The sequence below is a fragment of the Pseudomonas sp. Irchel 3A7 genome, assembly GCF_900187565.1.
Classification (GTDB): Bacteria; Pseudomonadota; Gammaproteobacteria; order Pseudomonadales; family Pseudomonadaceae; genus Aquipseudomonas.
Genome location: NZ_FYED01000012.1, coordinates 44,222 through 68,806, shown reverse-complemented (window position 1 = coordinate 68,806; position 24,585 = coordinate 44,222). Strand labels below are relative to the sequence as shown.

Sequence of the window (24,585 nt, the reverse complement as noted above, 5' to 3'; positions counted from 1 at the left end):
TTGCCTAAAGTCTTGCTCCAGAAGGCTTTAACCCGACTTTTTTCTCGAAATTGCCTGCCATTTACGCCTTTTATACGCGTTGTGCAATCAGCTATTTGGGCTAGGTGTTTGCGTTGTCATTAGTAGCCTAACTGTCTATACTCGGCCACCGACCGCCAAGGGCTTTTGGGCCTGCTTTATTGGGGGTCGCATCCCTGGGTGGTGGTTACCTGACCAGTGCACTCCCCAACAACTTTGCCCTGATTGTTAGGGGCTCTTCAGTGTGAAAAAAAGCCGTGAAAAGCCAACGACCTGTAAACCTAGACCTAAGGACCATCAAACTCCCCATCACCGGCGTTACGTCGTTTCTTCACCGTGTTTCCGGCATCATCCTCTTCCTGGGCCTGGGCTTCATGCTTTATGCATTGGGCAAATCCCTGGGTTCCGAGGAAGGTTTTGCCGACGTGAAGGCAACCTTGACCAGCCCTCTGGCCAAGTTCGTAGCATGGGGCCTCCTGTCCGCTCTCCTGTATCACCTGGTAGCCGGTGTGCGCCACATGATTATGGACATGGGCATCGGTGAGACGCTGGAAGGCGGCACGCTGGGCTCGAAAATCATTATCGCCGTGTCTGCGGTGCTGATCATTCTGGCGGGAGTTTGGATATGGTAACCAGCGTTACGAACCTGTCGCGTTCGGGCCTCTATGACTGGATGGCACAACGTGTGTCTGCGGTTGTTCTCGCGGCTTATTTCATCTTCCTGATCGGATACATCGCTGCGAACCCGGGCATTGGCTACGACCAATGGCATGCCCTGTTCGACCACAACGGGATGCGTATCTTCAGTCTGCTGGCCCTCGTTGCCCTGGGTGTTCACGCCTGGGTTGGGATGTGGACCGTCGCGACCGACTACCTGACGCCGATGGCGCTGGGCAAGTCCGCGACCGCAGTACGTTTCCTTTTCCAGTCGGTATGCGGCGTTGCGATGTTCGCTTACTTCGTCTGGGGTGTGCAGATTCTCTGGGGTATCTGATTCATGGCTAACATTCCAACGATTTCTTTCGACGCCATCATTATTGGTGGCGGCGGTGCCGGCATGCGCGCAGCGCTGCAACTGGCGCAAGGCGGCCACAAGACTGCCGTGATCACCAAGGTGTTCCCGACCCGTTCGCACACTGTGTCGGCACAGGGCGGCATCACCTGCGCCATCGCGTCGGCCGACCCGAACGATGACTGGCGCTGGCACATGTACGATACCGTCAAGGGTTCCGACTACATCGGTGACCAGGACGCTATCGAATACATGTGTCAGGAAGGCCCGGCTGCCGTTTTCGAGCTGGACCACATGGGCCTGCCGTTCTCGCGTACCGAAACCGGCCGTATCTACCAGCGTCCGTTCGGCGGTCAGTCCAAGGATTACGGTAAAGGCGGGCAGGCTGCCCGTACTTGCGCCGCTTCCGACCGTACCGGTCACGCGCTGCTGCACACCCTTTATCAGGGCAACCTGAAAGCCGGTACCACGTTCCTGAACGAGTACTACGCTGTCGATCTGGTGAAGAACCAGGAAGGCGAGTTTGTCGGTGTGATCGCGATCTGCATCGAAACCGGCGAAACCACCTACATCCGCGCGAAAGCCACTGTGCTGGCGACCGGCGGTGCAGGTCGTATCTACGCTTCGACCACCAACGCCCTGATCAACACCGGTGACGGCGTCGGCATGGCTCTGCGTGCAGGCGTACCGGTACAAGATATCGAAATGTGGCAGTTCCACCCGACCGGCATCGCCGGCGCCGGTGTACTGGTGACCGAAGGTTGCCGTGGTGAAGGTGGTTACCTGATCAACAAGCACGGCGAGCGTTTCATGGAGCGTTATGCTCCGAACGCCAAAGACCTTGCCGGTCGTGACGTTGTTGCCCGTTCGATGGTTAAAGAGATCATTGCCGGCAACGGCTGCGGTCCGAACGGCGACCACGTAATGCTCAAGCTCGACCATCTGGGCGAGGAAGTGCTGCACAGCCGTCTGCCAGGCATCTGCGAACTGTCGAAAACCTTCGCTCACGTTGACCCGGTTGTTGCACCTGTTCCGGTTGTTCCGACTTGCCACTATATGATGGGCGGCGTTGCCACCAACATTCATGGCCAGGCAATCACTCAGGATGCCGACGGCGTCGACACCATCATCCCTGGTCTGTTCGCAGTGGGTGAAGTGGCTTGCGTATCGGTTCATGGTGCCAACCGTCTGGGCGGCAACTCGTTGCTCGACCTGGTGGTCTTCGGTCGTGCTGCCGGCCTGCACCTGGAAAAGGCACTGACCGACGGTATCGAATACGACGACGCGACTGAAGCCGATATCGAAGCTGCTCTGGCGCGCCTGAACGCGCTGAACAGCCGTACCGATGGCGAAGACGTAGCAACCCTGCGTCGCGAGCTGCAAAGCTGCATGCAGAACTACTTCGGTGTATTCCGTACCGGCGAATACATGCAGAAGGGTATTGCCCAGCTGGCTGATCTGCGTACCCGTATCGCCAACGTCAAGATCAATGACAAGTCGCAGGCGTTCAACACGGCGCGTATCGAAGCGCTGGAGCTGCAAAACCTGCTGGAAGTGGCTGAAGCGACCGCCATCGCTGCAGAAGTGCGCAAAGAGTCCCGCGGCGCTCACGCTCGTGAAGACTTCGAAGACCGTGACGACGAAAACTGGCTGTGCCACACCCTGTACTTCCCGGGTGAGAAGCGCGTTGCCAAGCGTGCAGTGAACTTCTCGCCGAAGACTGTTCCGACTTTTGAACCTAAGATTCGGACTTATTAAGGGTGGCCGCCATGTTGCAAGTCAGTGTTTATCGTTACAACCCTGATCAGGACGCTGCGCCGTTCATGCAGGAATTCCAGGTCGATACCGGTGGTAAAGACCTGATGGTGCTGGACGTGCTGGCGCTGATCAAAGAGCAGGACGAAGGTTTCTCCTATCGTCGCTCCTGCCGTGAAGGCGTTTGCGGCTCCGACGGCATGAACATCAACGGCAAGAACGGCCTGGCGTGCATCACGCCACTGTCCGCCGTTGTAAAAGGTAACAAGTTGATCGTTCGTCCTCTGCCAGGTTTGCCGGTTATCCGTGACCTGGTTGTCGATATGAGCATCTTCTACAAGCAATACGAGAAGGTTAAGCCATTCCTGCAGAACGACACGCCGGCTCCGGCCATCGAGCGTCTGCAGTCCCCTGAAGAGCGCGAAAAGCTCGACGGTCTGTACGAGTGCATCCTGTGCGCTTGCTGCTCGACCTCTTGCCCGTCCTTCTGGTGGAACCCGGACAAGTTCCTGGGTCCAGCTGCCCTGCTGCAAGCGTACCGCTTCCTGGCAGACAGCCGCGACACCAAGACGGCCGAGCGTCTGGCTTCGCTGGATGACCCGTTCAGCGTATTCCGCTGCCGCGGGATCATGAACTGCGTCAACGTATGTCCGAAAGGCCTGAACCCGACTAAGGCCATCGGTCACATCCGTCACATGCTGCTCTCCAGCGGCGTGTGATTCAGCTGCTGTAACCCAGCTGTTGTAAACGTAGTGCCGCTGTAAACGTAGAGGCTAAGGCGCGGGCTTCAACCCGCGTCCTGGCTATAACCAGAGCGGCAGCTTAAAAGGCTGCGGCTCTTACTTTGAAGAAATGAGACAAGCAGGGGCATCCGGGCTGGTACCCGGACTATCAGTGTGATCCTAGTGGCTTGTTTTGGTCGCTGCATTTGGACTTCTGCAAGTTTGCTCGGTGTCGACACCGGTGGTGTTCCCCTAACCGAGGGTGACCAAGCATGCAAGAAAGCGTGATGCAGCGCATGTGGAACAGCGCCTACCTATCCGGTAGTAACGCTGCCTATGTGGAAGAGCTCTACGAGCTCTACCTGCACGACCCTAACGCTGTGCCAGAAGAGTGGCGCACCTACTTCCAGAAGTTGCCTGCCGACGGCAACTCTGCCACCGATGTTTCGCACTCCACAATTCGCGATCATTTCGTCTTGCTGGCAAAGAACCAGCGCCGCGCCCAACCGGTTTCCGCCGGCAGCGTGAGCAGTGAGCACGAGAAGAAGCAAGTTGAAGTGCTGCGATTGATCCAGGCCTACCGTATGCGTGGCCACCAGGCAGCCCAGCTTGACCCGCTGGGGCTGTGGCAGCGTACTGCACCTGCAGACCTGTCGATCAATCATTACGGCTTGACCAATGCCGATCTTGATACGACCTTCCGTGCCGGCGACCTGTTCATCGGCAAAGAGGAAGCGAGCCTACGCGAAATTCACGAAGCGTTGCAGCAGACATATTGCCGCACCATCGGCGCTGAATTCACGCATATCACCGATTCCCAGCAGCGCCAGTGGTTCCAGCAGCGTCTGGAAAGCGTGCGTGGCCGTCCGACGTACTCTGCCGACATCAAGAGCCACCTGCTCGAGCGCGTCACTGCCGGCGAAGGCCTGGAAAAATACCTGGGTACCAAATACCCAGGCACCAAGCGTTTCGGTCTGGAAGGCGGCGAGAGCCTGATTCCGATGCTCGACGAGCTGATCCAGCGGTCCGGTTCCTACGGCACCAAGGAAATCGTCATCGGCATGGCCCACCGTGGCCGTCTGAACGTGCTGGTCAACACCTTCGGCAAGAACCCGCGCGAGCTGTTCGACGAGTTCGAAGGCAAGAAAAAGGTCGAGCTGGGTTCCGGTGACGTTAAATACCACCAGGGCTTCTCGTCCAACGTGATGACCACCGGCGGTGAAGTTCACCTGGCCATGGCGTTCAACCCGTCCCACCTGGAAATCGTATCTCCAGTGGTCGAGGGTTCCGTTCGCGCCCGTCAGGATCGTCGCAACGACCCTACCGGTGAGAAGGTTCTGCCGATCTCCATCCACGGTGACGCGGCATTCGCCGGTCAAGGCGTGGTGATGGAAACCTTCCAGATGTCGCAGACCCGCGGTTTCAAGACCGGCGGCACCGTGCACATCGTGATCAACAACCAGGTCGGTTTCACCATCAGCAACCCGCTGGACTCGCGCTCCACCGAGTACGCTACCGACGTCGCGAAAATGATCCAGGCGCCGATCCTCCATGTGAATGGTGATGATCCGGAAGCCGTATTGTTCGTGACCCAGCTGGCCATCGACTACCGCATGCAGTTCAAGCGTGACGTGGTGATCGATCTGGTCTGCTACCGTCGTCGCGGCCACAACGAGGCTGACGAACCTAGCGGCACCCAGCCACTGATGTATCAGCAGATCACCAAGCAGCGCACCACTCGTGAGCTGTATGCCGATCGTCTGACCCAGAGCGGTGTGATGGACGCGGAACGCGTTCAGGCGAAAGTCGACGAATACCGCAACGCGCTGGACAACGGTCTGCACGTGGTGAAAAGCCTGGTCAAAGAGCCGAATAAAGAGCTATTCGTGGATTGGCGTCCGTATCTGGGCCACGCCTGGACCGCGCGTCATGACACTCGCTTCGACCTGAAGACCCTGCAGGAACTGTCCGCCAAGCTGCTGGAAATTCCGGAAGGCTTCGTGGTTCAGCGCCAGGTTGCCAAGATCTACGAAGACCGTCAGAAGATGCAAGCCGGCGGCCTGCCGATCAACTGGGGTTACGCCGAAACCATGGCGTACGCGACCCTGGCGTTCGAAGGTCACCCGATCCGCATGACCGGCCAGGACATCGGCCGCGGTACGTTCTCGCACCGTCATGCCGTGTTGCACAACCAGAAGGATGCGGGCACTTACGTGCCGTTGCAGAACCTGTACGACGGTCAGCCACGCTTCGACCTGTACGACTCGTTCCTGTCCGAAGAGGCCGTGCTGGCGTTCGAATACGGTTATTCGACCACCACGCCAAACGCACTGGTTATCTGGGAAGCCCAGTTCGGCGACTTCGCCAACGGTGCCCAGGTGGTTATCGACCAGTTCATCACCAGTGGCGAGCACAAGTGGGGCCGCCTGTGCGGTCTGACCATGCTGCTGCCGCACGGTTATGAAGGTCAGGGGCCGGAGCACTCCTCGGCTCGTCTGGAGCGTTACCTGCAACTGTGCGCCGAGCACAACATTCAGGTGTGCATGCCGACGACGCCGGCTCAGATCTATCACTTGCTGCGCCGTCAGGTGATTCGCCCGCTGCGCAAACCATTGGTAGTCCTGACTCCGAAGTCGCTGCTGCGTCACAAGTTGGCCATCTCGACGCTTGAAGATCTGGCCGAAGGTTCGTTCCAGACCGTTATCCCGGAAATCGATGCCCTGGACCCGAAAAAGGTCGAGCGCATTGTTCTGTGCAGCGGCAAGGTCTACTACGACCTGCTGGAAAAACGCCGTGCCGAAGGCCGTGACGATATCGCCATCGTGCGTATCGAGCAGCTGTACCCATTCCCTGAGGACGACTTGAACGAAGTCCTGGCTCCTTACACCAACGCCAAACATGCCGTCTGGTGCCAGGAAGAGCCGATGAACCAGGGCGCGTGGTACAGCAGCCAGCACCACATGCGTCGCAGCATCAGCAACCTCAACAAGTCTCTCGTACTCGAGTACGCGGGCCGTGAGGCTTCTGCTGCACCGGCATGCGGTTACGCATCGATGCACGCCGAGCAGCAGGAACAACTGCTGCAAGACGCCTTTACCGTTTAATGCCTTCGCGCACCTGAAACCGAATTTAAGGAACCACAGATAATGGCTATCGAGATCAAAGCCCCCACTTTCCCGGAATCGGTTGCCGATGGCACCGTTGCCACCTGGCACAAACAACCGGGCGACGCCGTCAAGCGTGACGAACTGATCGTCGACATCGAAACCGACAAAGTCGTACTGGAAGTTCTGGCTACTGCTGATGGCGTGCTGGGCGCTATCGTGAAGAACGAAGGCGACACCGTTCTGTCCGACGAAGTGCTGGGCTCGATCGTTGAAGGTGGTGCTGCCGCCGCTGCTCCAGCTGCTGCCCCGGCCGCCGCTGCTCAAGCCGCTGCTCCGGCTGCCGAAGGCGAAGATGATCCTGTTGCTGCCCCGGCTGCTCGCAAGCTGGCTGAAGAAAACGGTATCAACATCGCTTCCGTTGCCGGTACCGGCAAAGGCGGTCGTGTGACCAAGGAAGACGTGGTTGCAGCCGTTGCCGCCAAGAAAGCCGCTCCGGCTGCTGCGCCTGCCAAGGCTGCCGCACCTGCCGCTGCTGCCCCGGTATTCGCTGCCGGTGACCGCGTTGAAAAACGCGTTCCGATGACCCGTCTGCGTGCCAAGGTTGCCGAGCGTCTGGTTGAAGCTCAATCGAACATGGCGATGCTGACCACTTTCAACGAAGTCGACATGACCGAAGTCATGGCCCTGCGTTCGAAGTACAAGGATCTGTTCGAGAAGTCCCACAACGGCGTGCGCCTGGGCTTCATGTCGTTCTTCGTGAAAGCCGCTACCGAAGCGCTGAAACGCTTCCCGGCTGTCAACGCGTCGATCGACGGTGCGGACATCGTTTACCACGGCTACGCTGACGTCGGTGTTGCTGTTTCCAGCGACCGCGGCCTGGTTGTACCGGTTCTGCGTAACGCCGAGCTGATGAGCCTGGCTGAAATCGAAGGCGGCATCGCTACTTTCGGCAAGAAAGCCCGTGACGGCAAACTGTCGATGGAAGAAATGACTGGCGGTACGTTCACCATCACCAACGGCGGTACCTTCGGTTCGATGATGTCGACCCCGATCGTCAACCCGCCGCAGGCTGCGATTCTGGGCATGCACAACATCATCCAGCGTCCTATGGCGATCAACGGCCAGGTCGTTATCCGTCCGATGATGTACCTGGCGCTGTCCTACGATCACCGTCTGATCGATGGCAAAGAAGCTGTGACCTTCCTGGTGACCATCAAGAACCTGCTGGAAGACCCGGCTCGTCTGTTGCTGGATATCTGATAGAAGCAGTCGCGAGCTGCAAGCTACAAGCTGCCAGTAAAGGCAGTTTGGCTTGTGGCTTGCGGCTTGAAGCTTTTCGCTCAAGAGGATTTTTTGAATGTCGCAGAAATTTGACGTAGTAGTGATCGGTGCGGGCCCTGGCGGCTATGTTGCTGCCATCAAGGCCGCGCAACTGGGTCTCACCACGGCCTGCATCGAGAAGTACACCGACAAGGAAGGCAAACTGGCGCTGGGCGGTACCTGCCTGAACGTCGGCTGCATTCCGTCGAAAGCCCTGCTGGACAGCTCGTGGAAATTCCACGAAGCGCAGGATGGCTTCGCGATCCACGGCATCAACCACGCTGGCGTGACCATGGACGTGCCAGCGATGGTCGGCCGCAAGGCCAACATCGTCAAAGGTCTGACCTCCGGCGTTGCAACCCTGTTCAAGGCCAACGGCGTTACTTCGATCCAGGGCCACGGCAAGCTGCTGGCCGGCAAGAAAGTCGAAGTCACCAAGCCTGACGGTTCGGTTGAAGTCATCGAAGCCGAAAACGTGATCCTGGCTCCAGGTTCGCGTCCGATCGACATTCCACCGGCTCCGGTCGACCAGAATGTAATCGTCGACTCCACCGGCGCACTGGAATTCCAATCCGTTCCCAAGCGTCTGGGCGTGATCGGCGCTGGCGTGATCGGTCTGGAACTGGGTTCGGTCTGGTCCCGCCTGGGTGCTGAAGTGACTGTCCTGGAAGCCCTGGACACCTTCCTGATGGCAGCCGACACGGCCGTTTCCAAGGAAGCGCTGAAAACCCTGACCAAGCAGGGCCTGGACATCAAGCTGGGCGCTCGCGTGACCGGTTCGAAAGTGAACGGCGACGAAGTCGTTGTGAACTACACCGATGCCAACGGCGAACAGAACATTACTTTCGACAAGCTGATCGTAGCCGTTGGTCGCCGTCCGGTGACCACTGATCTGCTGGCCGCCGACTGCGGCGTGACCCTCGACGAGCGCGGTTTCGTGCACGTTGACGATCACTGCGCTACCACCGTACCGGGCGTTTACGCCATCGGTGACGTGGTTCGCGGCATGATGCTGGCGCACAAGGCGTCGGAAGAGGGCATCATGGTTGTCGAGCGCATCAAGGGCCACAAGGCCCAGATGAACTATGATCTGATCCCTTCGGTTATTTATACTCACCCGGAAATCGCGTGGGTCGGTAAAACCGAGCAGGCCTTGAAAGCTGAAGGCGTAGACGTTAACGTCGGCACCTTCCCGTTCGCAGCCTCTGGCCGTGCCATGGCTGCCAACGATACCGGCGGTTTCGTCAAGGTCATCGCAGATGCCAAGACAGACCGCGTATTGGGCGTCCACGTGATTGGCCCAAGCGCTGCCGAACTGGTTCAGCAGGGCGCGATCGGTATGGAATTCGGCACCAGCGCTGAAGACCTGGGCATGATGGTTTTCTCCCATCCGACCCTGTCTGAAGCCTTGCACGAAGCTGCTTTGGCAGTGAATGGCGGCGCCATCCACATCGCCAACCGCAAGAAGCGTTAAGACAATAAGAAACCACGGCGGTATCGGCCCGTCGTGAGCCTTGCGTGCAAGACTCACCGCGGAATGTCCGCCGGACGCAGTCTTGCGTAGCTGCACCGGGTATCCGGAAAGGCTACGCAAGCAGCAGTCACAGGTGGTGCGGCACTTGAACAAGTGCAGCACCGAATGCGCAGTACCTAACGAAGACGGTAATAAGCATGAATCTTCACGAGTATCAGGGTAAGCAGCTGTTCGCTGAGTACGGCCTGCCAGTATCCACCGGTTACGCGGTAGACACCCCGGAAGCAGCAGCAGAAGCTTGCGACAAAATCGGCGGCAGCGAGTGGGTTGTCAAAGCCCAGGTCCACGCCGGTGGTCGCGGTAAAGCGGGCGGCGTAAAGCTGGTTCGCAACAAAGAAGACGCCAAAGCCTTCGCACAGCAGTGGCTGGGCAAGCGTCTGGTGACTTACCAGACTGACGCCAACGGTCAGCCAGTCACCAAGATCCTGGTTGAATCGTGCACTGATATCGCTAAAGAGCTGTACCTGGGCGCTGTCGTTGACCGTTCGAGCCGTCGCATCGTGTTCATGGCTTCCACCGAAGGTGGCGTGGACATCGAGAAAATCGCTCACGACACTCCAGAAAAAATTCTGAAAGCCACTATCGACCCACTGGTTGGCGCTCAGCCATTCCAGGGTCGCGAGCTGGCATTCCAGCTGGGTCTGGAAGGCAAGCAAGTTGCCCAGTTCGCCAAGATCTTCGTTGGTCTGGCCAAACTGTTCCAGGATCACGATCTGGCCCTGCTGGAAGTGAACCCGCTGGTGATCAAGGCTGACGGCGATCTGCACTGCCTGGACGCCAAGATCAACATCGACGCCAATGCCATGTACCGTCAGCCTAAGCTGAAGACTTTCCACGATCCGTCGCAAGACGATCCGCGCGAAGCGCACGCTGCCAAGTTCGAACTGAACTACGTAGCGCTGGAAGGCAACATCGGTTGCATGGTCAACGGTGCCGGCCTGGCCATGGGTACCATGGACATCGTCAACCTGCACGGCGGCAAGCCAGCCAACTTCCTCGACGTGGGCGGCGGTGCTACCAAAGAACGCGTAACCGAAGCCTTCAAGATCATCCTGTCCGACACCAACGTCGCTGCAGTACTGGTCAACATCTTCGGCGGCATCGTTCGTTGCGACATGATTGCCGAAGGCATCATCGGTGCAGTGAAAGAAGTCGGCGTGAAAATCCCGGTTGTTGTTCGCCTTGAAGGCAACAACGCTGAGCTGGGCGCTAAAGTACTGGCAGAAAGCGGTTTGAACATCATCGCTGCTACCAGCCTGACCGACGCTGCTCAACAAGTTGTCAAAGCTGCGGAGGGCAAATAATGAGCGTCCTGATCAATAAAGACACCAAAGTTATCTGCCAGGGTATTACCGGTTCGCAAGGTAGTTTCCACACCCAGCAAGCCATCGAGTACGGCACCAAGATGGTGGGTGGTGTAACTCCAGGCAAAGGCGGCACCGAGCACCTGGGTCTGCCAGTGTTCAACACCGTGAAAGACGCCGTAGCGGCCACTGGCGCTACCGCCAGCGTGATCTACGTTCCGGCTCCTTTCTGCAAGGACTCGATCCTGGAAGCTGCTTTCGGCGGCATCAAGCTGATCGTTTGCATCACCGAAGGCATTCCTACCCTGGACATGCTGGACGCTAAAGTTAAGTGCGACGAGCTGGGTGTTACTCTGATCGGCCCTAACTGCCCAGGCGTGATCACTCCAGGCGAATGCAAGATCGGCATCATGCCAGGTCACATTCACTTGCCAGGCAAGGTCGGTATCGTTTCCCGTTCCGGCACCCTGACCTACGAAGCTGTGAAGCAGACTACTGACGCCGGTTTCGGTCAGTCGACTTGCGTCGGCATCGGTGGTGACCCGATCCCGGGTTCGAACTTCATCGACATCCTGAAGCTGTTCCAGGAAGACCCGAAGACCGAAGCGATCGTGATGATCGGTGAGATCGGCGGTTCGGCTGAAGAAGAAGCGGCTGCCTACATCAAGGCACACGTGACCAAGCCGGTTGTTTCCTACATCGCTGGTGTGACTGCTCCTCCGGGCAAGCGCATGGGCCATGCTGGCGCAATCATCTCTGGCGGCAAAGGCACTGCAGACGAGAAATTCGCTGCTCTGCAAGACGCAGGCGTTAAAACCGTGCGTTCGCTGGCAGACATCGGCAAGGCCCTGGCCGAGCTGACTGGTTGGGCAGTCAAGTAAGCCTCGCGCTTAACTGACGCTTCACCAAACAAAGGCCACCTTCGGGTGGCCTTTGTCGTTTTCGGGATATGAGAAATGTGCAGGGCTTTTTGTGGCGAGGGGATTTAGCGAAACGTCGCACCGCCCCGTTCGGCTGCGCAGCAGCCGTAAATCCAGCAATGCGAGTGTGCCTGATTTACTGCATAGGGTGATTCTGGGGCCGGGGGCCGCTTCGCGACCCAACGGGGATAAATCCCCTCGCCACAGAGGTCGAGGTGAAATTTAGATACGTAAACGCGACACGAAAATGTCGTAGATCGGAATGTTCGCCCTCTAACAGTGCGTTTTACGGCCAAATTCGTTAGGCTAGCCGCCATTTTTGCGTCCGCCGCCCACAAGGCAGCTACGCGCTAAACGGGTCAGTCCCATACGGACCGACTGCATTTCCCTCATCCATAAGGGAAACCCCTCTCTAAATTCCGATTCAGTAGTGTGGTATTTCCTTAATGAAAGTGTTGAAAGGTCAGGACATCCTGGCACTTGGTTTTATGACGTTTGCCCTGTTCGTCGGGGCCGGCAACATCATCTTCCCGCCTATCGTCGGTTTGCAGTCCGGGCCTAACGTCTGGATGGCGGCGCTGGGCTTTCTGGTCACGGCGGTAGGTCTGCCGGTGATCACCGTTGTCGCGCTGGCCAAGGTCGGTGGCGCGATGGACGCGTTGAGCAGCCCGATCGGTAAGCTGGCCGGTGGCCTGCTGGCGGCTGCGTGCTACCTGGCCGTTGGTCCACTGTTTGCCACGCCGCGTACCGCTACCGTGTCGTTCGAAGTGGGCCTGGCACCGCTGACCGGCGAAAGTCCGCTGGCGCTGTTCCTCTACAGCTCGGTGTATTTCCTGCTGGTGTTCTTCATCTCGCTCTATCCAGGCCGTCTGCTGGATACCGTGGGTCGTTTCCTCGCACCCTTGAAGATCATCGCTCTGGCGGTACTGGGCATTGCGGCATTCGCCTTGCCGGCGGGTGATATTGGTCAGGCAACGCCTGAATACGTTGCAGCTCCGTTCTCCCAGGGTTTCATCAACGGTTACCTGACGATGGATACCTTGGGTGCGCTGGTGTTCGGCATCGTTATCGTCAACGCCATCCGCTCCCGCGGCGTCGAATCGCCGGCGCTGATTACCCGTTACGCGATCATTGCCGGCCTGATCGCCGGCGTGGGCCTGGCGCTGGTGTATGTCAGCCTGTTCCGGCTCGGTTCCGGCAGCCATGAAGTGGCCGCCGGCGCGACCAACGGTGCGGCGGTGTTGCATGCCTACGTACAACACACCTTCGGCTCCCTGGGCAGCGGCTTCCTGGCGGTGCTGATTTCCCTGGCGTGCCTGGTGACGGCCGTGGGCCTGACCTGCGCCTGCGCGGAGTACTTCAGCCGTGTACTGCCACTGTCCTACAAGACCCTGGTGATCATCCTCGCGGCGTTTTCGTTGCTGGTGTCCAACCTGGGCCTCACCAAGCTGATCGCCTTCTCGATCCCGGTACTGACCGCGATCTACCCGCCATGCATCGCCCTGGTGGCCTTGAGCTTCTGCAAGGACTTCTGGCATGAGCAGGGCCGCATTGTCGGTCCGGTGATGCTGGTGTCTTTCATCTTCGGCTTGATCGATGCCCTCAAGGGCGCGGGCCTGGCAGACTGGATGCCGACTCAGCTGGCTCACTTGCCGCTCAGCGAACAGGGCCTGGCGTGGCTGGTGCCTTCGGTAATGACCCTGGTGGTCGCCGTGGCTTGCGATCGCTTGCTGGGCAAGCGCGAAGAAGCGCTGGCTTAATCTTCACTGGCCCGTCACGAGCGGGCTTGTACGCAAAACAGAAATGCCCCGTATCAATCGATACGGGGCATTTTTTTTGTGAGGGATGCGGTGTCTTTTCCGTTGAGCTAACGTCGAACCACTGCAACGCCTTGTGGGAGCGAGCCTGCTCGCGAAAGCGGTAGATCAATCAACATTTGCGTTGAATGAAGCGACGTCTTCGCGAGCAGGCTCGCTCCCACAAGGTTTGAATGTTCCGTTACTACATCACAAGGACCTGCATGTCGTTCATCCAAGCCAACCTGATCCACATCCTCGCCGCGCTCTGGTTCATCATCTGCTGGGGCGGATACACCCGCTATGCCACATGGAAGGGCCGCGACACTGCTTGCCTGGCCAGCGTTCTGCATCTTTACCGCGAAGACTGGATGCGTCGCATGCTGCTGCGTGACAACCGCATCGCCGACGCCAGCGTGATCGGCAACCTGGAGCGCAATGCCTCGTTCTTTGCCTCCAGCACACTTATTATCCTGGCCGGTATTCTTACCGTACTTGGCGCCTCGGAAAGGGCCGTCTCGTTGCTGGCGGACATCCCGATGGTGCAACAGGCTTCCCAGGGCATGTCGGAAATCAAGTTGCTGTGCCTGGCACTGGTGTTCGTCTACGCGTTCTTCACGTTCAGCTGGTGCATGCGTCAGTACAACTTCGCGGCGATTCTCGTGGGTTCGGCGCCGATGGTCGGTGAGCGCCATGTCTCCGAACAGGAGCGCAAAGCCTTCGCCACCCGTGCAGCCCGTGTCATCTCCATGGCCGCCAACCAGTTCAACTTCGGCCTGCGTTCTTATTACTTCGGCATGACGATGCTGGCCTGGTTCGTCAGCCCCTGGTTGTTCATGTTGATGAGTGGCGGCGTCGTGTTCGTGTTGTATCGCCGCGAGTTTCACTCCGACGTTCTCGACGTGATGGTCTATACCCCTACAGAGGCGCCATTGCCCGAGGTGAGTAAAGAGGTCGCTTGATGAGTATTCCGTTCTGGTGTGTGTTTATCAGTGCCGTGCTGATTTACGTGGCGCGCATGCCCGTGACAACGGCCATGAAAGAGCAGGGTGGTTACAACAATCACCTGCCGCGCCAACAGCAGGCACAACTCACCGGTTTGGGTGCCCGGGCGGTGGCGGCACACCAGAATAGTTTCGAGGCCTTCATATTATTCGCGGTGGGTGTGTTGATGGCGCATACCACGCAAACGGCAGGATGGCTCATCGACTTGCTGGCGATCATCTTCGTGATCACGCGAGTGATCTACTTGGTGTGTTACTGGAAAGACTTGGCGTGGCAGCGCAGCCTGATTTGGCTGGTGGGTTTAATCTGTTCGTTATTGCTGATGATTAGTCCGACTTTTCGAACGATTTTGCTCTAGCGCTCAGCGCATTCAAAACTGCAGGCAAAAGAAAACCCGCACTTGGCGGGTTTTCTTTTGTCACGCTAAAAACCGGATTAGTTCTTAGGTGCTTCCGGCGCGGCTTCTTTTGCCGCTGCTTCGTTCGATTCAGCCTGAGCTTTGGCGGCTTCGGCGTTTTCTTTCGCCGCCTCGTTCACTTTATCCTGAGCCTCGCTCATTTTTTCCTGGGCTTGTTCAGCATGTTGGGTAGCGTCTTGAGCTTTGTCCTCGGATTTTTTATCGCAAGCAGCGAGACCGAGGGAAGCGGTCAACATCAAGGCAATAGCTAAAGTCTTACGCATGGGGTGTTTCTCCTGATGGAAAGTATCTTACTGCCCTTTCGAGCGCAGACATCAGGGTTAAGTTCCTCACGTCGTTCAGATATATAAGTTTGATCTAACGTGGAACTTTTTCCAGGGGTGTTAATGCGTTGCCAGACTAATAAACAAGAGTTTTTATCAAATGGCTGAAAATCCCCTTTTTGATCGCGCTTCGCGATTTCTGTCAGCGCTGCGCCACTGTCAGGTCCTCGGGCTGTACGTTCACAGCGCCAGCAGTGAAGGACTCACAGTGGTTCTGCCATACAGCCCGCAGATCGTCGGCAACCCGCAGACCGGCGTGATCCACGGCGGCGCATTGACCACGCTGATGGATACCGCTTGCGGCATGTCCACGCTCTGCGTGCTGCCGGAATTCGAAGTCTGCCCGACCCTCGATCTGCGCATCGACTACATGCATGCCGCTGAACCCCATAAAGATGTCTATGGCTTCGCCCAATGTTACCGGGTGACCACCGACGTGATTTTCGCCCGCGGCTTTGCCTATCAGGATGACCCTGAACAACCGATAGCCCATGTGGTGGGCACCTTCATGCGCATGGGCAAGGGCATAAAGGGCACCAAAGGCTTTGGTGGTGCCATCGCTGGAGACAAGAAATGACCGACACGTTCCAGGAACAACTGCAACAGGCCCATGCCCAGGGGGATTACGCCTCGCTGCTGCAACGGATTCCCTACGCCACGCTGATCGGGGTGGAATGCTCACGGGTGGGGGATGAATTGCTGTTTCGCCTGCCTGCCAACAAGGACAACATCGGCAACCCTTTATTGCCTGCGATCCACGGCGGTGTAATTGCCGGTTTCATGGAGCTGGCTGCGGCGATGCACCTGCTGATCGCTACCGGCTCGCCGGGCGTGCCGAAGATTATCGACTTTTCCCTCGATTATCTTCGTACCGGGCAGTTCCGCGATACCTGGGCCCGATGCCAGGTGTGCCGCCAGGGACGCCGGGTGGCCAACGTGGCGGTTACGGCCTGGCAAACCACCGAAGGTGAGGCCATCGCCACGGCCCGGGCACATTTCAAACTGGAGGAGCCCTTGAAATCCTGAACGGAGCCCCCAACTCAGATGACAACCCGCCGCCGACCCTCAAAGTCGCGGCTTATGCCATCTGATTGGAGTTTGATGACCATGAGTGTGGAAACTCAAAAGGAAACCCTGGGCTTCCAGACCGAGGTAAAGCAGCTGCTGCACCTCATGATCCATTCGCTGTATTCCAACAAGGAAATTTTCCTTCGCGAACTGATCTCGAACGCCTCTGACGCTGTAGACAAATTACGTTTCGAAGCGTTGGCCAAGCCTGAATTGCTGGAAGGTGGCGCTGAGCTGAAAATCCGTGTGAGCTTCGACAAGGACGCCAAGACCGTCACGCTCGAAGACAACGGTATCGGCATGAGCCGCGAAGATGTGATCACCCATCTGGGCACCATCGCCAAATCCGGCACCGCCGATTTCATGAAAAACCTGTCGGGCGATCAGAAGAAAGACTCGCACCTGATCGGTCAGTTCGGTGTGGGTTTCTATTCTGCGTTCATCGTCGCCGACAAGGTCGACGTGTTCAGCCGTCGTGCCGGCAGCCCGGCCAGCGAAGGCGTGCATTGGTCGTCCAAGGGTGAAGGCGAGTTCGAAGTCGCCACCATCGACAAGGCCGAGCGCGGTACCCGCATCGTGCTGCACCTGAAGTCCGGCGAAGACGAGTTCGCCGACGGCTGGCGCCTGCGTAACATCATCAAGAAGTACTCCGACCACATCGCCTTGCCGATCGAGTTGCCGAAAGAAGTGGCAGCTGCCGAAGGTGAAGAGAAACCGGCCGTTGAATGGGAAACCGTCAACCGCGCCAGCGCCCTGTGGACTCGCCCTCGCACTGAAGTGAAGGATGAGGAATACCAGGAGTTCTACAAGCACATCGCTCACGACTTCGAAAACCCGCTGAGCTGGAGCCACAACAAGGTGGAAGGCAAGCTGGAATACAGCTCGCTGCTGTATGTGCCGGCTCGTGCGCCGTTCGACCTGTACCAGCGTGAAGCGCCGAAAGGCCTGAAGCTGTACGTGCAGCGTGTGTTTGTCATGGATCAGGCCGAGTCGTTCCTGCCGCTGTACCTGCGCTTCATCAAGGGCGTGGTCGATTCCAACGACCTGTCGCTGAACGTGTCGCGGGAAATTCTGCAGAAAGACCCGATCATCGACTCCATGAAGTCGGCGCTGACCAAGCGCGTGCTGGATATGCTGGAAAAACTGGCGAAGAACGAGCCTGAGCAATACAAAGGCTTCTGGAAGAACTTCGGTCAGGTCATGAAAGAAGGCCCGGCAGAAGATTTCGCCAACAAAGAAAAAATCGCCGGCCTGCTGCGTTTCGCCTCGACCAGCGGTGATGACGGTGAGCAGGTAGTCGGCCTGGCCGAATACCTGGCACGCGCCAAGGAAGGTCAGGACAAGATTTACTACCTGACCGGCGAAACCTACGCCCAGGTCAAGAACAGCCCGCACCTGGAAGTCTTCCGCAAGAAAGGCATCGAAGTGCTGCTGCTGACCGACCGTATCGACGAGTGGCTGATGAGCTACCTCAGCGACTTCGACGGCAAGAGCTTTGTCGATGTGGCGCGTGGTGACCTGGACCTAGGCAACCTGGACTCGGAAGAGGACAAGAAGGCTGCGCAAGAAGTCGCCAAGTCCAAGGAAGGTCTGGTCGAGCGTCTCAAGACCGCTTTGGGCGAATCCGTTGCTGAAGTGCGGGTGTCCCATCGCCTGACCGATTCCCCGGCGATCCTGGCCATCGGTGAGCAGGATCTTGGCCTGCAAATGCGTCAGATCCTGGAAGCCAGCGGTCAGAAGGTTCCGGATTCGAAGCCGATCTTTGAGTTCAACCCGGCTCACCCGCTGATCGAGAAGCTCGATAACGAGCAGAGTGACGAGCGCTTCGGCGACCTGTCGCACATCCTCTTCGATCAGGCAGCCCTGGCGGCCGGCGACAGCTTGAAAGATCCGGCGGCGTATGTGCGTCGTCTCAACAAGCTGCTGGTTGAACTGTCGGTTTAACTGCGTTGTAGAAAAACCCGCTTCGGCGGGTTTTTTCATTCTGGTGTTCAAAAATCAGGAGTCAGAAATGAGTCAAATCACTGTACGTTCCGTTGCCTACCAGATTGACGGGCAGGCTTACGAGAGCCGCCTGGCTTTCGACGCCGATCATAAAGGTGTGCGCCCTGGTCTGCTGATGGCGCCGAACTGGATGGGCGTCGGTGCCGGCGCCGAGGAGATTGCCAAGTCGGTGGCGGCCAAGGGCTACGTGGTGCTGATCGCGGACCTCTACGGCCAGTCGGTTCGTCCAACCAACAACGACGAGGCGGGCGCGGCGATGATGCCGCTGAAAAATGACCGGGCACTGCTGCGTAAGCGCATGCAAGTGGCTTTTGAACAGTTGCAACAGCAGGGCGAGGCGCAGGTCGATACGTCGAAACTGGCGACCTTCGGTTTCTGCTTCGGTGGTTGCTGCGCCCTGGAGTTTGCCCGTACCGGTGCACCGGTGAAGGCGGCGGTGTCGTTCCACGGCACCCTCGATACGCCGGACGTCAACGATGCGAAAAATATCAAGGGCTCGGTATTGGTGCTGCACGGCGCTTCCGATCCATTGGTGCCGAAAGAGCAATTGCCCGCCTTCGAAGAAGAAATGAACGCTGCTGGTGTGGATTGGCAGTTGCTGAGCTACGGTGGGGCTTTCCACTCGTTCACCGACCCGCATGCCAAGGTGCCGGGCATGATGATGTACGACGCGAAGATCGCCGCCCGTGCATTCGCTTCGATGCACAATCTGCTGGATGAAGTGTTCAAGGGTTGACCACTTTTTTGCCGCTATCGGGTCGGTGTTAGCGCCGGCCTCTTCGTCGGAACGCCGCCCGGAGCAGACTCGCTTCCACAGGGGAACACATTCCATTGTGGGAGCGAGCCTGCTCGCGAAGGCGGTGTGATTCACACCAAAGACAATTACAAGGGAGTGGGCTCGCTTCGCTGTTTTGGCAATTCGATCCGCTCAACTTCCCCCGGCACCGTCGGCCAATCCCCGGCCGCCCAGCGACGGCGCGCTTCGTCGATCAGCGCTGGATCGCTCGCCACAAAATTCCAGTTGATCCGCCGCGGACCGTCCAGCGGTGCTCCGCCAAACAGCACGGCATGACAATCGCTCTCGGCGAACAGCGTCATCTCTTCACCGACGGGCAGCACCACCAGCGAATGCGGTTCTATCAATTCGCCTTCCAGTTGTACCTCGCCGCTCAACACATAGAGCGCACGTTCTTCATGTTCGGTGGGAATCAGCAAGGACGTCGCCGTTTGCAGGTGCAATTCGGCATACAGCGTAGGAGAAAGCACCGGCACCGGCGATTGCAGGCAAAAGCCTGACCCGGCAATCATGCGGATCTTCACGCCAAGGTTTTCACTGACCGGCAGGGTAGACGCGGGGTGGTGGCTGTAATGGCCCGGACCCTGTTCATGGTCCTTGGGCGAGGCCAGCCAGATTTGCAAGCCGTGCATCGTGAAACCACGTTCTTTCAGGGCGTCGGGCGTGCGCTCGACGTGGGCGATGGCGCTGCCGGCGGTCATCCAGCTGACATCCCCGGCGTTGACCACTTGATCCGAACCGAGGCTGTCCTTGTGCTGGAGTTGCCCCTCAAACAGGTAGGTGAGCGTGGACAGGCCAATGTGCGGATGCTGTCGGATGTTCATGCCGTCTCCCGCAGCGTAGCGGGTTTGCAGCATGTGGTCGAAAAATACGAAAGGCCCGACATTGCGGCATTTGGCGGATGGCAACGGGCGAAGAATCGGCTGGCCTTCGACATCTTCGGCGCGGGGGCGGATCACGAGCGGAGTGTTCATGGTGCGTTCCAGACTGAGCGGGTGATGCGGACGAGCATAACCCGCTTGCGCAACCCTTGCCGCTATTGGCTGAACGCGCCTTCGGACAAATGAGTTTCGATGCTGACTTCACTGCTGGTCATCAGCTTGTGGATCGGGCAGCGATCGGCCACGCGGTGCAGCTCGTCACGCTGTGCGTCGGTCAGCACGCCCTTGAGGGTCAGTTTGACGTGCAGCGCGTATTTGCCCTTTTGCTCTTCACTGTTGTCGCGTTTGACCTCGACGCCGACACCGGTCAGCGGGATGCCCTTCTTCCTGGCATACAGCTTGAGGGTCAGGGCTTTGCAGGCACCCAGTGCGGCATCGAAGTAATCGTGGGGTTCCGGCGCCGAGCCTTCACCTCCTGCGGATACAGGAACATCGGCAAAGAGTTCGTGGTCATCGATCTGAACGGTATGGCGAAAACCTTCGGCGCAGACGGTATTGACGGTAACAGTCATGGGAAACCTCGCAGGCAACAGGATGCGTCATTCGATCAAAAAAGACCTTGAAGGTATAGAGCATTCCTCTTGAGGCGCGTTCCGCTTTCTTTGCCGAATGCCAGGCGAAAAAAAAGCCCCGCGAGTGCGGGGCTTCGTCGTGTCGGTAGCTCAACTGCCTTTGACAGTCTTGCCGTTGACCTTGCCGTCCAGGAGCATGATGTTGTACTCCTTGCCGTCGGTTTCAACCTGTTGCAGGCGGACCAGCAGGTAGTCCCAATCCTTGGCGAACCAGAGCACGGTGATGCGCTTGCTTTGTGTCGGGTCGCGCACGCGCTCGACCTTGATCGCTTCGATCTGGCCGGCTTTTGTGTCGACCTTTTCCGAACCCAGCACGCGGAAGTCATAGGTGTCGACTTCGCCATCGTCTACCACTTGATAGCTCATGCTTTTCTTGCCGGCGGCCACGTCGTGCTGCAGCGCCAGCTGGTAGGTGGATTTGTCGACCATGCCGCGGTTGAGCGGAATGTTGACAGGGTCACCGCGGTCGGTGCCGGTGACTTTTTTGGCGGCCCAGTCGAAGTCCAGATCAGCCTTCTTGGCCTTGCCCAGGCCACCTCGTTCGAAGTGGTAGGACTGTGGCAGCAGGGTGTCCTTGTCGACGGTCAGGGTGCTTTCTTCGGACAGGCTGGCGATCATCATCGAAGCCTTGAAGCTGAGCCTCCAGACGCCGTTGGCTTCCTTGGTCAGGCTGCGCTCGGCGGTGCCGCTCATGGGCAGCTGCTTCCAGTCGGCGGTGTAGCTGGCGGAGAAAGGTTGAAGGTCTGCAGCCTGTGCGAAGGGCAAGGCGAACAGAGCGCAAGCGAAGAGCAGGGCACGACGCATAAAATCTCCTAGGTTCGAATCAAGTGGCCGCTGGCCGCGAGTAACTGTCCATCCAGTAAAGCACCTTGATCGCCAAGTGATAGCCGGCCCTCGGCAAACCAGCGAACGGCCATCGGGTAGATCAGGTGTTCCTGAACGTGGACCCGCTGCGCCAGACTCTGCGGCGAGTCGTGCAACTCTACCGGTATTACTGCCTGTACGACCAGTGGTCCGCCATCGAGTTCCTCGGTGACGAAGTGCACGGAGCAGCCGTGCTCGGCGTCGCCAGCCTCCAGCGCGCGCTGATGAGTGTGTAACCCTTTGTATTTGGGCAGCAGCGAAGGATGGATGTTGAGCAGGCGACCCTGGTAATGGCGCACGAAGTCCGCGCTGAGAATGCGCATGAAACCGGCCAGTACCACGAGTTTGGGGTGGAAGGCGTCGATCAGTTCGATCAGCGCGGCATCGAAGGCCTCGCGGCCGTCGAAAGCCTTGTGATCCAGGGTGCGGGTATCGATACCCGCATCCCTGGCGCGTTGCAGGCCGAAGGCGTCGGCACGGTTGGAAATCACCGCAGCGATGCGGACCGGGCTGTCGCCGGTCCGCGTGCTGTCGATCAAGGCCTGCAAGTTACTGCCGGTGCCGGACAACAGCACCACCACATCACAGGTCTGGGACATCAATGAGCCTTGAGGTTCTTCAGTTCAACCTGAGCCGCGCCTTCGGCAGCGGTGGAGATCTGACCGATGACCCAAGGCTGCTCGCCGGCTTCGCGCAGAACGTTCAGGGCGGTTTCAACGTGCTCTTGCGCCACGCAGATGACCATGCCCACGCCGCAGTTCAGCACGCGGTGCATTTCGTTCTCGTCGACGTTGCCTTTCTCTTGCAGCCAGTCGAACACGGCCGGGCGGGTCCAGCTCGCCACGTCAACCACGGCTTGTGCGCCTTTTGGCAGCACGCGCGGAATGTTGTCCAGCAGGCCGCCACCGGTGATGTGGGCCATGGCCTTGACGGCGCCGGTTTCCTTGATCAGCTTGAGCAACGGCTTCACGTAGATACGGGTCGGGGCCATCAGCAGGTCGGTCAGCGGTTTGCCGTCGAGCTGGGTGTTTTCGATGTCGGCACCGGAGACTTCGATGATCTTGCGGATCAGCGAGTAACCGTTGGAGTGCGGGCCGGACGATGGCAGGGCGAGCAGGGCGTCGCCGGTAGCGACTTTGGAGCCGTCGATGATTTCGGATTTTTCCACGACGCCGACACAGAAGCCGGCCAGGTCGTAGTCTTCGCCTTCGTACATGCCAGGCATCTCAGCGGTTTCGCCGCCGACCAGGGAGCAGCCGGACAGCTCGCAGCCTGCGCCGATGCCGGTCACGACCTGAGCGGCGGTGTCGACGTTCAGTTTGCCGGTGGCGTAGTAGTCAAGGAAGAACAGCGGCTCGGCGCCGCACACCACCAAGTCGTTGACGCACATGGCAACCAGGTCGATGCCGATGCTGTCGTGCTTGTTCAGGTTCAGTGCCAGGCGCAGTTTGGTGCCGACGCCGTCAGTGCCGGAAACCAGCACGGGCTGCTTGTAGCCGGCCGGGATTTCGCAGAGGGCGCCAAAACCGCCCAGGCCGCCCATGACTTCCGGGCGCGCAGTGCGCTTGGCGACGCTCTTGATGCGTTCGACCAATGCTTCACCGGCGTCGATGTCTACACCGGCGTCCTTGTAGCTCAGGGAGGGTTGCTTGCTCATGATCCAGGCCTTTAGGGGGGATTTCTGGGTAACGACCGAGTTCAGCGGGGGCGCCGAAATCGACGGGGGCGATTGCCTCACGCGAATTTCGATAGTGCCCGGCTGTTGCCGGTCTGCGAAGGCGCGCGATTTTATCAGGCTTGAAGGGCAGCGGCCATCCTCAGGCCGACGGCAGGGGCATATCGGCATAAAAAAACCATCATTACAGCGTGATGGTGGCATCCTTCAGGCCTGGGAAGGGTATCGGCATTTACCGTCTATCGTTATGACAGTGCGAAAACTTACCCGGGGCGTGTGAATGTTTTGCGCCAGGCGATGGTCACAGCCTTGCCCGATCATGTTCATGCGGCCTGTTCCAGCTGCTCTTGTCCTCAGGAATCTTCCATGCGTTTTTGCAAATTCTTGTTTGTGGGCTGTTTGTCACTGTTCAGCCTGGTCAGTCATGGCGAAACCGTCAAAGGCCTTTACCAGGTGCGCGAACCCGTCAGCGGCCAGTCGCCGCAGGAGCGGGACCAGGCGACTCAACGCGCCCTCGATACCCTTGTCTTGCGTCTGACCGGCGACCCCAAGGCAGCGCAAAGTCCGGGGCTGGCAGCGATCCGCAAGGACCCGCAGCAAATCATCAGTCAGTTCGGTTATGACGCCGGGCCACCGGAAGTCCTGAAAGTCGATTTCGATCCGGGCACCACTGAACAGGCCATGCGCCGTGCCGGGTTGGCCATGTGGGGCGCCAATCGACCCTCCATCCTCGGGTGGTGGCTGAACGACTACAGCGATGGTTCAAGCCTGGTGGGGGATGGTCAGGCCAGTGCGGCCCCGCTGCGCCGCGCGGCACAGCACCGTGGCTTGCCGTTGCGCTTGCCCCTGGCGGATTTGAATGAACAGATCGTCGCCACCGCGCCCAATCTGGAAAGTGCTGATCCGGCGCCGCTGCGCAACGCATCGGAAAGGTACAATGCCGACGCCTTGCTGGCAGTACACGCCCGCGAAGAGGGTGGGCAGTGGCAAGCCAAATGGCGTTTGTGGCTGGGGGATCAGAAAGAGGCGGGCACTGCCCAGGGGGCTGATCAAGCCGCTTTGGCGGACGCGGTGATGCTGGCGGTCAATGAGCGTCTGGCACCGCGCTTTGTCGCCAGGCCAGGGGCTGCAACTCAACAGTTGCTGGAAGTGCAGGGCATGAATCTTGAGCGCTATGCGACCCTTGGGCGTTTGCTGGAGCCTTTTTCCGGGCGCCCGCAAAGTGTCAATGGCGACCGGATCCTCTATCGGGTCAATGGCAGTACCGATCAGCTGCGGGCGCAGTTGTCGCTGGCGAAATTGCAGGAAGTTACAACGGCACCCGCACCTGCTCCCGTCGCGCCTGTTGCACCGGTGGCTGACGGTTCGGTTCCTGTCGCGACACCCGCCCCGGCACCGACACCGCAGTTACGATTTCGCTGGTAGTTTTTC

23 protein-coding genes are annotated in these 24,585 nt (G+C 58.7%); 17 read left to right on the top strand and 6 right to left on the bottom strand.

What is annotated here, in order from left to right; all coding sequences use genetic code 11:
- The first annotated feature begins 275 nt into the window (after positions 1-275).
- The 12 genes from sdhC (at position 276) to CKW21_RS19945 (ending at position 14,851) form a co-directional block, all read left to right on the top strand.
- Positions 276-650, top strand: a complete 375-nt coding sequence (sdhC, locus tag CKW21_RS20000; protein WP_083348457.1) for a succinate dehydrogenase, cytochrome b556 subunit — start codon at positions 276-278, stop codon at positions 648-650.
- A complete protein-coding gene (gene sdhD, locus CKW21_RS19995; protein ID WP_095195655.1) occupies positions 644-1,012 on the top strand; it encodes a succinate dehydrogenase, hydrophobic membrane anchor protein in 369 nt (122 codons plus the stop codon). Before sdhC ends, sdhD begins: the two co-directional genes overlap by 7 nt.
- Before the next feature lie 3 nt (positions 1,013-1,015).
- Positions 1,016-2,788, top strand: coding sequence for a succinate dehydrogenase flavoprotein subunit (gene sdhA, locus CKW21_RS19990; protein WP_095195654.1), 1,773 nt, complete (start codon positions 1,016-1,018; stop codon positions 2,786-2,788).
- 11 nt (positions 2,789-2,799) lie between these two features.
- A complete protein-coding gene (locus tag CKW21_RS19985) occupies positions 2,800-3,504 on the top strand; it encodes a succinate dehydrogenase iron-sulfur subunit (protein ID WP_095195653.1) in 705 nt (234 codons plus the stop codon).
- Between the two features lie 275 nt (positions 3,505-3,779).
- Positions 3,780-6,611, top strand: a complete 2,832-nt coding sequence (locus tag CKW21_RS19980) for a 2-oxoglutarate dehydrogenase E1 component (protein ID WP_095195652.1) — start codon at positions 3,780-3,782, stop codon at positions 6,609-6,611.
- Between the two features lie 42 nt (positions 6,612-6,653).
- Complete coding sequence (odhB, locus tag CKW21_RS19975; protein ID WP_095195651.1) at positions 6,654-7,874, top strand: 2-oxoglutarate dehydrogenase complex dihydrolipoyllysine-residue succinyltransferase; 1,221 nt, start codon at positions 6,654-6,656, stop codon at positions 7,872-7,874.
- Positions 7,875-7,971: 97 nt separating this feature from the next.
- The gene (lpdA, locus tag CKW21_RS19970; protein WP_095195650.1) at positions 7,972-9,408 is read left to right on the top strand and encodes a dihydrolipoyl dehydrogenase; all 1,437 of its coding nucleotides are present in this window, start codon (positions 7,972-7,974) and stop codon (positions 9,406-9,408) included.
- A 197-nt stretch (positions 9,409-9,605) separates the two neighbouring features.
- Entirely contained in the window at positions 9,606-10,772 is a 1,167-nt protein-coding gene (gene sucC / locus CKW21_RS19965; RefSeq protein ID WP_003223015.1) for an ADP-forming succinate--CoA ligase subunit beta, read from the top strand.
- A complete protein-coding gene (sucD, locus tag CKW21_RS19960; protein ID WP_003223019.1) occupies positions 10,772-11,653 on the top strand; it encodes a succinate--CoA ligase subunit alpha in 882 nt (293 codons plus the stop codon). Before sucC ends, sucD begins: the two co-directional genes overlap by 1 nt.
- Positions 11,654-12,138: 485 nt before the next feature.
- Positions 12,139-13,452, top strand: coding sequence for a branched-chain amino acid transport system II carrier protein (gene brnQ / locus CKW21_RS19955; protein WP_095195649.1), 1,314 nt, complete (start codon positions 12,139-12,141; stop codon positions 13,450-13,452).
- Positions 13,453-13,712: 260 nt separating this feature from the next.
- Positions 13,713-14,450: a DUF599 domain-containing protein gene (locus CKW21_RS19950; protein WP_095195648.1), complete on the top strand. Its 738-nt coding sequence runs from the start codon at positions 13,713-13,715 to the stop codon at positions 14,448-14,450.
- Positions 14,450-14,851, top strand: coding sequence for an MAPEG family protein (locus CKW21_RS19945; protein ID WP_095195647.1), 402 nt, complete (start codon positions 14,450-14,452; stop codon positions 14,849-14,851). Before CKW21_RS19950 ends, CKW21_RS19945 begins: the two co-directional genes overlap by 1 nt.
- A 77-nt stretch (positions 14,852-14,928) precedes the next feature.
- Here the strand turns inward: CKW21_RS19945 and CKW21_RS19940 are convergent, their stop codons facing one another.
- Positions 14,929-15,174, bottom strand: a complete 246-nt coding sequence (locus CKW21_RS19940) for a hypothetical protein (RefSeq protein WP_095195646.1) — start codon at positions 15,172-15,174, stop codon at positions 14,929-14,931.
- A 160-nt stretch (positions 15,175-15,334) separates the two neighbouring features.
- Between CKW21_RS19940 and CKW21_RS19935 the strand changes: the two genes are divergently transcribed.
- From CKW21_RS19935 to CKW21_RS19920, 4 genes are all read left to right on the top strand, one after another.
- A complete protein-coding gene (locus tag CKW21_RS19935) occupies positions 15,335-15,811 on the top strand; it encodes a PaaI family thioesterase (RefSeq protein WP_095195645.1) in 477 nt (158 codons plus the stop codon).
- Positions 15,808-16,260 (top strand): PaaI family thioesterase, encoded by a 453-nt coding sequence (locus CKW21_RS19930; protein ID WP_095195644.1) that lies wholly within the window; start codon positions 15,808-15,810, stop codon positions 16,258-16,260. The genes CKW21_RS19935 and CKW21_RS19930 overlap by 4 nt, the downstream gene beginning before the upstream one ends.
- Before the next feature lie 81 nt (positions 16,261-16,341).
- A complete protein-coding gene (gene htpG / locus CKW21_RS19925; protein ID WP_095195810.1) occupies positions 16,342-18,246 on the top strand; it encodes a molecular chaperone HtpG in 1,905 nt (634 codons plus the stop codon).
- Positions 18,247-18,313: 67 nt separating this feature from the next.
- Entirely contained in the window at positions 18,314-19,042 is a 729-nt protein-coding gene (locus tag CKW21_RS19920) for a dienelactone hydrolase family protein (RefSeq protein WP_095195643.1), read from the top strand.
- 146 nt (positions 19,043-19,188) lie between these two features.
- On the opposite strand, the gene CKW21_RS19915 is transcribed toward CKW21_RS19920, so the two are convergent.
- The 5 genes from CKW21_RS19915 to purM all read right to left on the bottom strand — a co-directional run bounded on the left by CKW21_RS19915 (position 19,189) and on the right by purM (position 23,136).
- Positions 19,189-20,076, bottom strand: a complete 888-nt coding sequence (locus tag CKW21_RS19915; protein ID WP_095195642.1) for a pirin family protein — start codon at positions 20,074-20,076, stop codon at positions 19,189-19,191.
- A gap of 62 nt (positions 20,077-20,138) precedes the next feature.
- Complete coding sequence (locus tag CKW21_RS19910; protein WP_095195641.1) at positions 20,139-20,555, bottom strand: OsmC family protein; 417 nt, start codon at positions 20,553-20,555, stop codon at positions 20,139-20,141.
- A 150-nt stretch (positions 20,556-20,705) separates the two neighbouring features.
- Positions 20,706-21,419, bottom strand: coding sequence for a DUF3108 domain-containing protein (locus CKW21_RS19905; protein ID WP_095195640.1), 714 nt, complete (start codon positions 21,417-21,419; stop codon positions 20,706-20,708).
- Between the two features lie 8 nt (positions 21,420-21,427).
- Positions 21,428-22,078, bottom strand: coding sequence for a phosphoribosylglycinamide formyltransferase (purN, locus tag CKW21_RS19900; protein WP_095195639.1), 651 nt, complete (start codon positions 22,076-22,078; stop codon positions 21,428-21,430).
- Entirely contained in the window at positions 22,078-23,136 is a 1,059-nt protein-coding gene (gene purM, locus CKW21_RS19895; RefSeq protein WP_095195638.1) for a phosphoribosylformylglycinamidine cyclo-ligase, read from the bottom strand. The genes purN and purM overlap by 1 nt, the downstream gene beginning before the upstream one ends.
- Positions 23,137-23,520: 384 nt before the next feature.
- On the opposite strand from purM, the gene CKW21_RS19885 reads away from it, so the two are divergent.
- Positions 23,521-24,579 (top strand): DUF2066 domain-containing protein, encoded by a 1,059-nt coding sequence (locus CKW21_RS19885; protein ID WP_095195636.1) that lies wholly within the window; start codon positions 23,521-23,523, stop codon positions 24,577-24,579.
- The last annotated feature ends 6 nt before the right edge of the window (positions 24,580-24,585 follow it).